General features: G+C 42.7%; 12 protein-coding genes. 3 read left to right on the forward strand and 9 right to left on the reverse strand.

From position 1 onward, the window contains the following. Nucleotides 1-179 precede the first annotated feature (179 nt). Nucleotides 180-545 (reverse strand): hypothetical protein, encoded by a 366-nt coding sequence (locus tag EI161_RS09980; protein ID WP_192529492.1) that lies wholly within the window; start codon nucleotides 543-545, stop codon nucleotides 180-182. A gap of 35 nt (nucleotides 546-580) precedes the next feature. Between EI161_RS09980 and EI161_RS09985 the strand changes: the two genes are divergently transcribed. Beyond that, nucleotides 581-1,402 (forward strand): SIR2 family NAD-dependent protein deacylase, encoded by an 822-nt coding sequence (locus EI161_RS09985; RefSeq protein WP_192529493.1) that lies wholly within the window; start codon nucleotides 581-583, stop codon nucleotides 1,400-1,402. Here EI161_RS09985 and EI161_RS09990 read toward each other — a convergent pair. From EI161_RS09990 to EI161_RS10005, 4 genes are all read right to left on the reverse strand, one after another. Further along, on the reverse strand, nucleotides 1,397-2,392 hold the full coding sequence (locus tag EI161_RS09990; RefSeq protein WP_192522888.1) for an adenosine deaminase: 996 nt from the start codon (nucleotides 2,390-2,392) through the stop codon (nucleotides 1,397-1,399). The two genes, EI161_RS09985 and EI161_RS09990, sit on opposite strands and share 6 nt — an antisense overlap. A gap of 133 nt (nucleotides 2,393-2,525) precedes the next feature. Next, entirely contained in the window at nucleotides 2,526-3,050 is a 525-nt protein-coding gene (locus tag EI161_RS09995) for a TPM domain-containing protein (RefSeq protein WP_192529494.1), read from the reverse strand. A gap of 62 nt (nucleotides 3,051-3,112) precedes the next feature. Further along, nucleotides 3,113-4,312: a TPM domain-containing protein gene (locus tag EI161_RS10000; RefSeq protein WP_192529495.1), complete on the reverse strand. Its 1,200-nt coding sequence runs from the start codon at nucleotides 4,310-4,312 to the stop codon at nucleotides 3,113-3,115. Between the two features lie 156 nt (nucleotides 4,313-4,468). Then, the gene (locus tag EI161_RS10005) at nucleotides 4,469-5,101 is read right to left on the reverse strand and encodes a LemA family protein (RefSeq protein ID WP_192522891.1); all 633 of its coding nucleotides are present in this window, start codon (nucleotides 5,099-5,101) and stop codon (nucleotides 4,469-4,471) included. Between the two features lie 764 nt (nucleotides 5,102-5,865). On the opposite strand from EI161_RS10005, the gene EI161_RS10010 reads away from it, so the two are divergent. Further along, nucleotides 5,866-7,416 carry an alanine/glycine:cation symporter family protein gene (locus EI161_RS10010; protein ID WP_192529496.1) on the forward strand — a complete coding sequence of 517 codons (1,551 nt, stop codon included), beginning with the start codon at nucleotides 5,866-5,868 and terminating at the stop codon, nucleotides 7,414-7,416. Nucleotides 7,417-7,611: 195 nt separating this feature from the next. On the opposite strand, the gene EI161_RS10015 is transcribed toward EI161_RS10010, so the two are convergent. From EI161_RS10015 to EI161_RS10025, 3 genes are all read right to left on the reverse strand, one after another. Then, nucleotides 7,612-8,229: a fasciclin domain-containing protein gene (locus EI161_RS10015; RefSeq protein ID WP_192529497.1), complete on the reverse strand. Its 618-nt coding sequence runs from the start codon at nucleotides 8,227-8,229 to the stop codon at nucleotides 7,612-7,614. A gap of 163 nt (nucleotides 8,230-8,392) precedes the next feature. Next, entirely contained in the window at nucleotides 8,393-8,578 is a 186-nt protein-coding gene (locus EI161_RS15105) for a fasciclin domain-containing protein (RefSeq protein ID WP_192529501.1), read from the reverse strand. Nucleotides 8,579-8,909: 331 nt separating this feature from the next. Further along, nucleotides 8,910-9,464 carry a fasciclin domain-containing protein gene (locus EI161_RS10025; protein WP_192529498.1) on the reverse strand — a complete coding sequence of 185 codons (555 nt, stop codon included), beginning with the start codon at nucleotides 9,462-9,464 and terminating at the stop codon, nucleotides 8,910-8,912. Between the two features lie 643 nt (nucleotides 9,465-10,107). Here EI161_RS10025 and metH point away from each other — a divergent pair. Next, entirely contained in the window at nucleotides 10,108-13,917 is a 3,810-nt protein-coding gene (metH, locus tag EI161_RS10030) for a methionine synthase (protein ID WP_192529499.1), read from the forward strand. Between the two features lie 97 nt (nucleotides 13,918-14,014). Here metH and EI161_RS10035 read toward each other — a convergent pair. After that, nucleotides 14,015-14,691, reverse strand: a 677-nt coding sequence (locus EI161_RS10035; protein WP_225735330.1) for a hypothetical protein, incomplete at its 5' end; no start/stop codon positions are given.

Consider the following 14,691-nt stretch of genomic DNA (forward strand, 5'->3'; position numbering starts at 1 on the left):
ATGATAAGCTTAAAGCCAGCTATGAGGCTGCCGTAATTCTCGCTTGTGTCTTTATCTGGCTGCCGCTGATTTGAATTCTATACAGCCCCTAAGAAAATGGCAACTATCTTTACTTATTAATCTTATAGTCAGTTCAAAATAAAATCGATATGTTAATAACCACGTGCTACTGCTATAACCTACTCTGCTTCCTGCAGATTGCCAGCCAACTGGGTGCGGCTAGGCACATGATGATAATTAATCACCGGCACTTCACCCAAACGGCGCTGCCCTATAGCAAGCTTTTTATCAATAGTAATCATCGCAATTTTTTTATTTTTCTTAATAATCAGTAAATGATGGGCTTTACGCTTTACTCGATAGTCAGGAAGGTGCTGCTTAATCACCTCTGCTGTTTTTTGTAGCGCATCATTTACCGGTGTTTTTTTATTTTTCGATTTTATATCTCGCTTATCAGCGTGATTGGGCGCGCGCGATTTTGCAAAAAACCATAGTCCAACAACGACCGCTATCAATATGACAAGCCACCAAATTCCGTCTATCATTAGAAGATATATCCATTATTAACAAGGGTTAGCTTATGTTAGCAGAATTATCACCAGCGTTAATAGCAGAAGTACAACGTGCTGCCAAAATATTGGCAGACAAAAAGCATATTTGTATTTTGACTGGCGCAGGCGTTTCCGCAGAAAGCGGCATACCAACGTTTCGAGATAAGCAAACGGGTTTATGGGAAAACTATGCGGCTGAAGACTTGGCCACACCTGATGCTTTCGCTCGCGATCCAAAACTGGTGTGGTCATGGTATCAATGGCGTAGACAGTTGGTCGCGGATAAAACACCAAATCCAGCCCATATTGCCTTAGCGCAATGGCAGCAACATGCAGCAAACAACCATCAGCAATTGACGCTTATTACCCAAAATGTTGATGATTTACATGAGCAAGCTGGCAGCACCGTGACCCATTTACATGGCAATCTTTGGCAGAATCGTTGCAGCCAATGTGATACGACTTATGAAAACCATTCAAATCGTTTAGCGAATAGCAAAAATGACATGGTTTTTGATGAGGATTTAATTACCTGCCAACACTGCGGCGGTTATATTCGTCCTGATATTGTTTGGTTTGGGGAAGCATTACCAGTACAAGCGTGGCAGACGGCAGAAGAAGCGGCGGCAAATTGCGAGGTATTTATCAGTATCGGTACATCAAGCCTCGTTTATCCTGCTGCTGGACTGGCACAATTAGCAAAAAAAAATGGCGCCATCATCATTGAGATAAACCCAAATCCCACGCCAAATACTATCGTGGATATCACCTTAGCAGAAAAAGCCGGTATTATTATGCCTTTGCTGATGCAAAAAATCACTGCATTGTCTTCTATACAGCCCCTATTATAAAGCCAAATCAACTCTTTCTAAATATTCCTTTTTTAACTCATCACTGATGAATGAAGATCTAAAAGAGTTTTTCACCAACGTGATGATATCGTCTTCTGTCAGTGGCAAGCTTTCGCATATATTTATAAAGTTTTGATTCATATAACCTTTAAAGTATGCAGGATCATCAGAATTGACACTGACATTTAAGCCATAGTCCAACAACTCTTTGATATTGTGTTGTTTATAATCTTCAAATACCTTTAACTCGATGTTTGAGTTTGGACAAACTGTCAGCGGCATTTGCTCGTCTTTTAAGCGTTGCATCAGCGCCTCGCTTTTTATAGATTGCACGCCATGATCGATTCTATTAATTTCTAGTAAATCTAGGGCTTCGTAAATATAAGTAAAGTCAGCTTCTTCGCCAGCATGGGCGACCAATTTAAAACCTGCTTCTTTTGCCTGTTTAAAGACCTCTTTAAACTTCGAAGGAGGATTGCCCAATTCTGCAGAATCAAGACCAACACCAATAATATCGTCTTTAAATTTTAGCGCCTCGTCTAACGTCTCAAATGCTTCTTGTTGCGATAAATGCCGCAGAAAGCACATGATAATGCAAGAAGTAATGCCGTACTTTTCTTTAGCATCAGCCAACGCCTCTTTGATACCAGTAATCACGGTTTCAAAAGCAATCCCTCTTGCCGTATGCGTTTGCGGGTCAAAGAATATCTCGGTATGAATGACATTGTCTTCGACACACTTAAGGATATATTCCCAGGTCAAATCATAAAAATCATCTTGAGTAATCAAGACGTTTGCACCCGCATAATAGATATCTAAAAAGGTTTGCAGATTGGTGAAGTTATAAGCATTGCGTACATCTTCTATGTCTTTATAGGGAATTTCTATGTTATTTTTTTTGGCCAGCCTAAACATAAGCTCAGGCTCTAATGAGCCCTCAATATGTAAATGCAGCTCCGCTTTTGGTAGTTTCTTTATTAGATCAATCATAGTAGTCCAGACATCGCTTTGATATTTTTTATAGAAAGAAAGAAGGTACAGAGACATAATTTTGGTATAGTCAATCCGATTTTAAAAGAGTACAACGCTTTAAAAGAATACAACGTTTTAAAGGTGTACAACGCTACTTCAGAAACACCACTGTATCTGACAACTCATTGCCTGCTGGGTCTTGTTCGAGATGATAATACTGGCGCAGCACTTGCCCGACTTCATCTAACAACTCAGCCAAACTCTCTTCTGTTTTTTGATTGGCAATGCCGGATACCGCTTTTTCGCACATGGCGTGCCAAACAGTTGGGCTGACGTGCCTACTAATACCTCGATCAGCCACAATCTCTAACTGATGCTCGCAAATATTGACGTAGACCAAGACACCCGTGTTCTCTTCGGTATCCCACACTCGATACTCACTGAATAAGTCAATCGCACGGTCGCGGCAGCCAATATAATAAGCGTCTTGAATAGGCAAGTTATTTTCTACAATTAAAAAAACCTCACCGCGATGCCCACGCTCCGCACGTGTTACCTCGTCTGTCAGACGCGCTTTGGCCTCTGCTGTCAGCCACTTACTCTGTAGTACAGGGATAAATAAGACCTGACGCCACCAGCGGGCAACACTGGGTTTTGAAGCGTTGTTTTCTGACATTATATTACTTCCTTAAATACGCCATTGCTGGTGGTCATTGAGTGGTTGTTTTTATCGCGCATCTACCACGATCCGCCAGCACCGCCGCCACCAAAACCTCCGCCGCCGCCACCAAAGCCGCCACCGCCGAAACCTCCGCCGCCACTACTACCGCCACCCATGCCCGGTAAGAAGACCATGCCGCCACCGCCTCGACCGCCACCAGATCCACCTTTGCCACCACCACCGCGTGAAATTAAGAACAACCATAAAAATATTGCCATAATTACGGTCATAAAAAAGCCGCCGCCGAGAGCTAGCGAGCCAGCAAAAAAACCACCAGCGGTAAGGATAGAACCAAATACACGACCGAAAATACTAGTGATAAAGCTACCAAATATCATCGCCATGATAAATAAGAAAATAGGCGACGGCATCTCGTCCGAACCCTGTTGAGCGCTGCGTTCAGCAGCTTGTGCATCTGCACGGGCCAATACCTCAGGATCAGCAGTCAGACGTGCTTTAAGCGCATCAATGCCTGCCAGTACCCCAGCGCCATAATTGTTTTGTTTAAACGACGGGGTAATATCCTCACGAATAATACGGTTGACGGCAGAATCTGGTAACACGCCCTCTAAGCCGTACCCCGTTAAAATATACATATCACGGTCATTGACAGCAACGACCATCAACAAACCATCATCGATATCTTTATTACCCAACTGCCATTTTTCAGCCACTTGTAAGGCATAGTCAAATATTGGCATGCCATTGGTCGTCGGTACGATGACCACGGCTGCTTGAGCCAAGCCCTGCTGGTAAATAGCATGCAACTGCGCCTCTAAGCGTTGTTTTTCTTGCGGGTTTAAGATATTCGCTTGATCAACGACAGGGTTATTTAATATGAGCTTATCGGCATCGACACCTTCAGCACTTGACCGAACAGGTGGTTGCGCTGTTGCCGTGGCTTCAGAGCTCGCTTCAGCATTGGCCGCATTAGGATTGATAGCATCGTTGCCGAGTATGGCGTCATTAATAGCTTCGTTACCCAATACCGCGTCATTGATGGCGTCGTTGGACTCGGCTGCTTTAGAAATAGCCACCAAATCTTCCACACTACGATTTTGTGTGTTTGAGGCGCTATCTACAGCTACCGTACTGTTATTAGTATTGGTATTGGCATTACTAATAGCATCGCCATTAGGCGCAGCATGCAACACAGAGGCGCTACCGAGACTTAGCGTGAATAATAATACTGATAAGAGAGTTTTTGAATTATTCATCTAATCTATACCACCTCGAGTGACATCTGTACTAAATTAATGGGTGCTGACTCTACCCTTATCGCATGACATCATACGACAAAAATAACCATGTTCATGGATAACTTAATATAGAGCAGCAACCATTACCTGACTTTTACCTTCATCTGCGACACGCTACTCAGCAGTCGCCTCTGTAGAGTCGCCAAAATCAACACTTGGTGCAGTAGAGATTTCTGTTTCATTCGCCACACTAAAGTTTGGCTTGGTATCCATGCCAAATACTTTTGCAGTGATATTGGTTGGGAACTGGCGAACGGTCGTGTTATAGCCTTGCACTTCTTGGATATAACGATTACGCGCGACTGCGATACGGTTTTCAGTACCTTCAAGCTGGGCTTGTAAATCTTGGAACAAGGCGTCTGATTTTAGATCAGGATAACGCTCAGACACTGCCATTAAGCGCGATAACGCACCAGTCATCTGTTCTTGCGCGGCAGCATAACGCTCCATCGCTTCTGGGTCGTTAAGAAGTTCTGGTGTCACCGTAATACCGCCAGCCTGTGAGCGAGCAGCAGCGACTTGGGTAAAGACTTCTTGTTCCTGCTCCGCGTATTGCTGTACCACTTTGACCAAGTTTGGCACTAGGTCAGAGCGGCGCTGATATTGGTTGACCACTTCTGACCACGACGCCGTCACCTGCTCGTCTTGTGATTGAAGGTTATTATAGCCGCAGCCACTTAGGCCAACGGTAGAAGTCGCTAATACTGCTGCAAGCAACATAGGTTTTACAATGGATTGACGCGTCATCGTTGTTTCTCCTAATAATGATAAATAACAAATACCTAGTAACCCGTTTTTTAATATTTTTTAAAACTTCTCGAAGACTCATATCCGTCTACATGTTTTATATAACTCAATATTTCATATAACTTAGATTAGCATACCAATTATGCCGCTTAATTATACTACTGGATATGAGAATAGAGCATTATAGCCTATAAGACATGACCCACGAGATATCCTGACAATAATGGGGCTATAACCCTACTTTTACAATTGATCGTTACTAAAAAACAACCGCAAAGCGTGCTTAACCAACGCTCGGTACGAATGTCACACTCGATTTATTGTCGTTATCGCTCAAACACTCTAACCTTATCTCATTCCTTATTTTTTGCTCTATTCAACTTAATATGAATATATCTGCCGCTATATAAAGAAATTTCTAGTAATTGGTACAAAAATATGGCAAATTGCAGTTACGTAGCCGTACGGTTTGAATACATTTGGTAGTGGAATTAGAGCTTGATTAGTACTAACACGCTGTTGGTTTCCTTATAAAAACACCATCAAGCGGTTAAATACGAGCTCAACAAGCTTAATTTACCACACCAGCATGTCTTGAATCGATACAGCTTATAGCGTGTATGAGACTTAATTGGCATACTTTTTAACTGAAATGGATTAAGTCGGTGTAGACAATTTAACTGCTTAACTTAAATAAGTAAGTTAACCAGTTAGCTTGCTCCTAGCATATAGCGCCACTTTGAGACAGTACTAGGAATATAAATATGGAAGGTTTAGTTAACTTAGTAAATGGAATTATTTGGAGCCCCGCATTAGTTTACTTATGCTTGGGCGCTGGCCTATTTTATTCTATTATGACGCGCTTTGTACAAGTGCGTCTTTTTGGTGAAATGATCAAACTACTATTTACTGGTAAGTCCAGTACTGATGGTATTTCATCGTTTCAGGCACTTGCCGTCTCTCTAGCGGGACGTGTGGGTATGGGTAACATCGCAGGCGTTGCTGCTGCTATCGGTTTTGGTGGCCCAGGTGCCGTGTTTTGGATGTGGGTGGTTGCCTTTTTAGGGGCTTCTACCGCTTATGTCGAAGCAACGCTAGCACAGATTTATAAAGAAAAAGATGTGGTTACTGGCGAATATCGTGGTGGTCCCGCTTACTACTTTGAGCGCGCTCTGGGTCAAAAGTGGTACGGTATCCTTTTCGCAATTTCCTCTATTTTAGCTTGTGGTATGTTCTTACCAGGCGTACAGGCTAACGGCGTTATCAATGCTTTTGCTCAAGTCATGGGTGAAGGTACGGTTATGAACATCGGAGCCCTAGAAGTTGGCTCTATGCGTCTAGTCGCACTGGCTATCATTCTAGTCGTATTAGGTATCATCATCTTTGGTGGTATTAAGCGTATTGCAACCTTTACTGAATACGCCGTTCCTTTTATGGCACTAGGTTATATCATTTTAGCCTTAATTATCATGTTCACCAACGTCAGTTTGATCCCAGAAGTATTCGGTATGATCATTGGTGATGCCTTTACCGCTCAAGCAGGTTTTGGTGCTGCTATTGGTTGGGGTGTCAAACGGGGTATTTACTCTAACGAAGCCGGACAGGGTACTGGTCCTCACGCTGCGGCGGCTGCCGAAGTTGAGCATCCATCACAGCAGGGTTTAGTACAGGCTTTCTCAGTCTACGTCGATACGTTACTGGTTTGTTCTGCTACTGCCTTTATGATTCTATCTACTGGTATGTACAACATTCAGGGTACGTTGCCAGACGGTCAGTTCGTCGTACAGAATATAGCCGCTACTACTGAGATCAACGCCCCTGCCTTTACCCAAATGGCGATGGAATCGGTATATGGTAATTTTGGTAATACCTTTATTGCAGTCGCTGTATTCTTCTTTGCTTTCACCACTATTTTGGCTTACTACTACATTGCTGAAGTGAACGTGGCTTACCTGACTCGCTTTATCAGTCGTAAGGCTAATAAAACAGGTCTATTCTTAGTCAAAGTCTTAATCATGGCGATGGTTGCCTACGGTGGTCTAAACTCAGCTGGTTACATCTGGGCTATCGGCGACATCGGTGTGGGCTTGATGGCTTGGTTGAACATCGTTGGTATCTTGGTCATCTTCATTGTGGCTCGCCCAACGCTTACGATGCTAAAAGACTATGAAGCACAGCGTAAAGCAGGTGTCGCACGCTATAGTTTTGATCCTACAAAATTCGGTATCAAAAACGCGCCTTATTGGGAAGAGCGCCATTTAAAAGAGCAACAAAGAATGGCAGCCCAAGACCCACTACATAAAGAGCATAAATAACGCTCTTGAAAATGGTCACTATCTAATAATACTTCTTAAAAATAACAAGCCCGAGACCATCGTCTCGGGCTTTCTTATTTGCACAACTCTATTCTTTCATAGTTTGGGCACAGTAAAATTGATAGATAAAAAAAGCCCAGCGCAATGGCTGGGCTTCTTAAATAGTATTAATACGTTATAGAAAACTGATTGAGCTTACTCTGGTAATAGTACGGTATCGATTACATGTACCACACCATTGGTTGCCATCATATCCGTGTCAATGATATTAGCCGTGTTACCACTTGCATCGGTAATCACATTGTCTTCGCTAATAGTAAATGACTGACCGTTTGCGGTTTCAATTTTATCACCATAAGGGATATCAGCCGCTTTTACTACCATAGGAACAACATGGTATGGCAGTACACTTTTCAGCGTTGCTTCATCAGCCAATAGCTCTTCTTTAGTAATATCTAGCTTGGTTAATAGCGCAGCAAAGGCATCGTCAGTTGGTGCAAATACGGTGTACTTGTCATCAGCCATCAACATTGAATCCAGTCCAGCAGCCTGTAATGCAGCTGTCAGGATGGTTAGATTCTCATTGCCCGCTGCCATTTCACCAATGGTTTGTGTGCCAGCAACATCGGTTTCATCCATATCCATAGGTTCTGCTTCAACCATTGGATCTGTCTCAACCTCAGGTTCAACAACTACTTCTTCGGTAGTGACATCCGGCTCAGTTGGTTCAGCCACGGTGTCGGTATCGTTACAGGCTGCCAATGACATAGCGGCGGTAACGATGGCAATAGATAATAAATTCTTCTTTAACATGGATATTTCCTTATAAATAGTAAATGATAAGCTTAGTAAATAGTTTTTCTTAACTAACTTTTTCTTAACTTAAAAATATAACAGTAGACTAATGAGTCGAACCAAACGAGGAATGTGTTATATCAATAACTACAATATTAACTGATTAATTTTGAATTGATGCTTACTTAGGTAGCAACACTGTATCAATCACGTATACGGCGCCATTGTTAGCTTGTATATTAACCCTTACCGCATTGACAGATATCTTTTGTTTATCATGGCTTATTGAACATTGAATGAGCTCAATAACGTCATAAAGGCAGCTGGTACTGATATAGTTAGTCTTAAATAAAAATAGTACATTTATTACAGCGTGCTACTGGTATATATCTTCCTTGCGTGCTGCATTCCCAGAGGCTACGCAAAATTCATCCCAGTAGCACTGTATTTATTTTATAGTGGATTTAATATACTAGGGCGTGTCCTCATTTTAAAAATGGTGATAAAAATGAGTTAAATTGCAGTTAAACAAGGAAAATAGTGCAGATAATATCGGGATATTAACCAACTATTTGACGATGTTTGGCAAAATTTAGCCATTTTTAGCCCATTTAGGTATTATCGTTTAGATTGAGGACATGCCCTAGCTAACTGATAAAAAATAACGAGATACATTTTAGCTCAACTTAGCTCAATGCTTATTTAGGGAGTAGCACTCTATCAATAACATGGACGACGCCGTTACTGGCCGCGATATCGGTCTTGAGGATATTGGTTAGACGACCATTTTCATCTTTTAACCTACCTTGTGGCGTAATCATCAGTGTATCAGTACTGAACATGGTGTAATTACCGGGTCTTACATGCTTTTGATAAACTGGCGTATTACCTTTGATGACATGATAAGTCAATATTTTGGTAAGTAATGGCTTATTGGCAAATAGCTCTGCCTTGGTCATGCCTGTTTCTTGTAATACTTTAACGAATGCTGCATTGGTTGGGGCCAGTACGGTATAGCTCGCACTGGTATCCGATAAAGCGTCTGCTAAATCTGCTGCAACGACCGCTTCAGCAAGCAACGAAAAATCAGCATTGCTTTGGGCGATTTGTACCACGTTCATATTTGCCATCGGCTGGCTTTGCGTGGGTGCTTTCATCGCCGCGGTTTTGGCTGGCATCATATTATTACAGGCGCTTAAGCCAGCGATTGAAATAGCAAGTGTACCGATGGTAGCAATTTTAATGAGTTTCATAACATTATCCTTAATGATTAAGTATCTATTGACTACGGTATTACCGTCTTGCAAGTTAGATTGACTTTCCCTAGAGCAAGCACTCACATCAGTCTTTATGACTCAGTGTCTTTTTACGACATGTCTTTTTATGACGTGTCTTTTTATGACTTAGTGTTTATGATGAATATTAGCATTCAACTAGTAAGTACTACTTACGAAACATTAATCCTTCTGAAATTAAATTAACATATAAACCATGTTTATCAATTCGCCTTTAGGCTATTTTTTGTAGCATCGGTGTAAATTTTGTCTAACTTTTTACAGTAAACTTGAAATCAATCCATAAAAACAAAGCTTTATGTAATCCTTGATGGAAATGATATTCATTTGTACCCATCCGTTTTATGCAATAGAATTCATTGTAGGCAATAAAACTCACTGTCATCGTTTAGCATTCAACAAACAAGCGCCTTATATGCTGTATTGCTAAAGAGGAATAATTACTCTCCCGCGTACGACATATTTTTCATGCTAGAATAATGCGAATTTGCCTATTTTTTTATCATAACTTTCATTTTCTCTTATAATTATTTTACCCTGTTTTTTGCATCCATTTGTTATTCCTTCCTTTTATAAAATTGACGATATAAGCAGCGCTCCTATGACTCAAAAGACCACAACTTCACCGACCTCCTCTCCCGCGGACAGCAATGCCCCTTCATCCAATGCAGCGGATAGCTTTATACTGACTCCCCCTGCCGTGTTTCCTTATAAAGCACAGCAACTGACCGCGCGCGCGCGTATCACTGAGCAGATGGCCAAACGGATTTTGATGTTAGATGGGGCGATGGGCACTCATATTCAAAACTATAAGCTGGAAGAAGCAGACTATCGCGGTGAGCGCTTCGCCGATATTGAGCAAGACGTACGCGGTAATAATGATCTGCTCGTGCTATCTCAGCCGCACATGATTAAAGAGATTCATTTGGCGCACCTCGAGGCCGGTGCGGATATCATCGAGACCAACAGCTTTAACGGTACACGTCTGTCGATGGCTGACTATGATATGCAATATCTGGTGCCTGAGCTGAATAAAACTGCCGCGCAAATTGCACGCGCTGCTGCTGATGAATTCACTGCGAAGAATCCTGAAAAACCACGTTTCGTCGCTGGGGTTATTGGTCCAACGTCGCGTACTTGCTCATTGTCTCCTGATGTCAATGACCCTGCCTTTCGTAATATTACCTTTGATGAATTGGTGCTGAATTATCGTGAGTCAACACTGGCATTGATGGAAGGTGGCGTCGATATCATCTTGATTGAGACTATCTTTGATACGCTCAATGCCAAAGCGGCAATATTTGCCATAACCGGCGTGTTCGACGATATCGGCTTTGAGCTACCAATTATGATTTCAGGGACGATTACCGATGCCTCTGGTCGTACGTTATCAGGTCAAACGGCTGAGGCCTTTTATAACTCAATTCGCCATGCCAAACCATTAACCGTTGGTTTTAACTGCGCGCTCGGTGCCGATGCGCTGCGCCCACATATCCAAACGTTATCAAATATCGCCAATACTTATGTCTCCGCGCACCCGAATGCTGGTCTGCCCAATGAATTTGGCGAATACGATGAAACGGCTGAGGAAACCACTGCGCTGTTAGAAGGCTTTGCCAAAGCGGGCATCTTAAATATTGTCGGCGGCTGTTGTGGTACCACACCTGAGCATATTCGCCAAATCGCTAATATGGTGGCCAATTACCCACCGCGCGTCATTCCAGAAATAGCACCTGCCTGCCGTTTATCTGGACTTGAGCCGTTTACCATCAACGACGACAGTTTATTTGTCAACGTTGGTGAGCGTACCAACGTTACGGGTTCTAAAAAATTCCTACGTTTGATTAAAACCGAAGCCTACACCGAAGCGCTCGATGTCGCCCGTGACCAAGTCGAAGGTGGCGCACAAATCGTCGATATCAACATGGACGAAGGTATGCTCGACTCCAAACAGGCGATGATTCATTTCGTCAACTTGGTATCGGGCGAGCCGGATATTAGCCGTGTGCCGTTGATGCTGGACTCGTCGAAATGGGACATTATCGAAGAAGGTTTGAAACGCATTCAAGGTAAATCGATTGTCAACTCCATCTCTTTAAAAGAAGGTAAAGCTGAGTTCGTCGAGCGCGCCAAGTTATGCATGCGCTACGGTGCAGCGGTTATCGTTATGGCCTTTGATGAAGACGGGCAAGCCGACACCTTTGAGCGCAAAACTCAGATTTGTAAGCGTAGCTATGACGTGTTGGTCAATGAAGTGGGTTTCCCATCCGAAGACATTATTTTTGACCCGAATATCTTTGCGGTCGCCACCGGTATTACTGAGCATAATAATTACGGCGCCGACTTTATCAACGCCACTAAATGGATCACGGATAACTTGCCAAATGCTATGGTCTCGGGCGGTGTGTCTAACGTGTCATTTAGTTTCCGTGGCAACCCGATTCGTGAAGCGATCAACTCAGTATTCCTATTTCATGCGATTCAAAACGGCTTAACCATGGGTATCGTCAATCCTTCTATGTTAGAGATTTATGACGATATTCCAAAAGAAGCACGCGACGCCATCGAAGATGTGATGCTCAATCGCAACCAAGGCGAAACCGGCCAAGACGCCACCGAACGGCTGATGACCATCGCCGAAAGCTATCAAGATGGTGGGAAGAAAAAAGACAGCACCGTCGATATGAGCTGGCGCGAAGGCACGGTCGAAGAGCGTATTGCCCATGCCTTAGTAAAAGGTATTACCACCTTTATCGACGCTGATACCAAAGAAGCATGGGAGAAATACCCAAAACCGCTAGAAGTCATCGAAGGGCCATTAATGGATGGAATGAACATCGTTGGCGACTTATTTGGTGCCGGTAAAATGTTTTTACCGCAAGTGGTGAAATCCGCGCGCGTGATGAAGCAATCTGTAGCTTGGCTAAACCCGTATATCGAAGCGGAAAAAGTCGAAGGCGAAAAGAAAGGTAAAATACTCATGGCGACGGTCAAAGGCGACGTCCACGATATCGGTAAAAACATCGTCGGTGTGGTACTTGGCTGTAATGGTTATGACATCCTCGATTTGGGCGTGATGGTGCCTTGTGAAAAAATTCTCGATACCGCGATTGCTGAGGAAGTCGATATCATCGGCTTATCAGGTTTGATTACCCCAAGCCTTGAGGAAATGGTCTATGTCGCCAAGCAAATGCAAGAGCGCGGCATAACGTTACCGCTGATGATTGGCGGTGCCACAACCTCTAAAGCGCATACCGCTGTCAAAGTCGAACCACAATATCAAAACAATGGCGTCATTTATGTGTCGGATGCTTCACGCTCAGTAGGCGTAGTGACGAAACTGCTGTCGAAAGAGAACCGTCAAGGTCTTATCGACGAGACGCGCGCAGAATATATCAAGGTACGTGAGCGCCTCGCCAAACGTCAGCCAAAAGCTGCCAAAATATCTTATGCTAAATCTATTGACCTTGGTTTTCAGTACGACTGGGACAACTATGTGCCGCCTGTGCCGAATAAACTAGGACAAGTCATCCTTAATGATTATCCCATCACCAATATACTGCCTTATATCGACTGGACGCCGTTCTTTATCTCTTGGGGGCTGGCGGGAAAATACCCAAAAATATTGCAAGATGATGTGGTTGGCGAAGCCGCTCGTGATTTGTTTGGTAACGCAGAAGACATGCTACAAAAAATGATCGATGAAAAATTAATCGTCGCAAAAGGTGTGTTTAAGCTCATGCCAGCTCGACGGACTGGTGACGATACCGTGACGGTTTATGACAATGACCCACAGCAAGGTGGCAACCCAACCTATCAGTTTGAGCATCTACGTCAGCAAAGCGACAAAGCCAGCGGTAAGCCAAACTTTAGCTTGGCCGACTTTATCTCGCCATCAGACACGCATACTGATTATCTAGGTGGCTTTACCGTCTCGATCGTTGGTACGGAAGCGCTCGCTGAGAAGTATAAAGAAGCGGGTGACGACTATAATGCCATTATGGCGCAGGCGTTATCTGATCGCTTAGCCGAAGCCTTTGCTGAGCATCTGCATGAGCTGATTCGTAAGGATTATTGGGGCTATCAACCGACTGAGTCGCTTAGCAATGATGAGATGATCAAGGAAAAATACGTCGGTATCCGCCCAGCACCTGGCTACCCTGCCTGCCCTGAACATACCGAAAAAGGTAAGCTATTTGAGTGGATTGGTACCGGCGACGCTATCGGTACTATCTTGACCGAGAGCTATGCGATGTGGCCAGCGTCATCGGTCAGCGGCTTCTATTACTCACATCCTGATAGTGAATACTTTAACGTCGGTAAAATCAGTACCGATCAGTTAGAGAACTATGCTGAGCGTAAAGGTTGGGATATGAAGACTGCTGAGAAGTGGTTAAATCCGAATTTGTAGGGTTTTAAAAATCGATTAACTTATAGATAGTTTATATATATTTCCTGGCGTACTCATTCAATATGAGTATGTCAGGAAAAATTAATGCTTTCAAAAACTATTTTTCTTTATTAGTATAAAAAATATCTGTGTTTAAGTTGTTTTCAGATTTCAGTACGAAAAGCATTAAACGAGGCATAATCGCAATGGGTAACAATGCAAATGCAATACCAATCCCACCATATATCTTATAGCAAATTGCAAGAGCTATAAAAAGTAATACAGTGAGTACATTTGCATAGTAAGTTGTCTTTTTAGTATGTAACCATGCACCTCTACTAACTTTTTCAAAACTATTTGGTAATGCAGACACAATCACGTGGCCCATGTCAAATAAAGCGTCTATATCTGCATCAAGTTTGGTAGATTGATAAAAATAAAATTCAGAATTATCTTTCATTTTTATGATAACTTTAACAGCTTCAGCATAAGGCCTGTTACCAATAAATTTATGACATTGATATTTTTTTACATCTGCTAAAAATATGCTATGTAACTTATCACCTAGCGTTAAGTCAACTTGGCCTTTTTGTATTTGAATACTACCTTGGTCGATCCATTTTACACGTCTCAAAATAGTATGAGGCTTTTTAATTAGCTCCACTAAAAAGACAACAGTGATTACTAAAATGGGTGGTGTTCTAAAAAGTATGCTGGCATTAGACGTAGCCATAATTGACGTAAAAGAACACCATATCAAACACTTTGAAGTGATTATCGAGCTTCTTAGAGAAA

Source organism: Psychrobacter sp. FME5 (assembly GCF_014861375.1).
In the GTDB taxonomy this organism is placed as follows: Bacteria; Pseudomonadota; Gammaproteobacteria; order Pseudomonadales; family Moraxellaceae; genus Psychrobacter.

Excerpts from the sequence above, each read along its gene's own strand:
- EI161_RS09980 (WP_192529492.1), bottom strand. The coding sequence starts at position 545 with ATGATAGACGGAATTTGGTGGCTTGTCATATTGATAGCGGTCGTTGTT.
- EI161_RS09985 (WP_192529493.1), top strand. The coding sequence starts at position 581 with ATGTTAGCAGAATTATCACCAGCGTTAATAGCAGAAGTACAACGTGCT.
- EI161_RS09990 (WP_192522888.1), bottom strand. The coding sequence starts at position 2,392 with ATGATTGATCTAATAAAGAAACTACCAAAAGCGGAGCTGCATTTACAT.
- EI161_RS09995 (WP_192529494.1), bottom strand. The coding sequence starts at position 3,050 with ATGTCAGAAAACAACGCTTCAAAACCCAGTGTTGCCCGCTGGTGGCGT.
- EI161_RS10000 (WP_192529495.1), bottom strand. The coding sequence starts at position 4,312 with ATGAATAATTCAAAAACTCTCTTATCAGTATTATTATTCACGCTAAGT.
- EI161_RS10005 (WP_192522891.1), bottom strand. The coding sequence starts at position 5,101 with ATGACGCGTCAATCCATTGTAAAACCTATGTTGCTTGCAGCAGTATTA.
- EI161_RS10010 (WP_192529496.1), top strand. The coding sequence starts at position 5,866 with ATGGAAGGTTTAGTTAACTTAGTAAATGGAATTATTTGGAGCCCCGCA.
- EI161_RS10015 (WP_192529497.1), bottom strand. The coding sequence starts at position 8,229 with ATGTTAAAGAAGAATTTATTATCTATTGCCATCGTTACCGCCGCTATG.
- EI161_RS10025 (WP_192529498.1), bottom strand. The coding sequence starts at position 9,464 with ATGAAACTCATTAAAATTGCTACCATCGGTACACTTGCTATTTCAATC.
- metH (WP_192529499.1), top strand. The coding sequence starts at position 10,108 with ATGACTCAAAAGACCACAACTTCACCGACCTCCTCTCCCGCGGACAGC.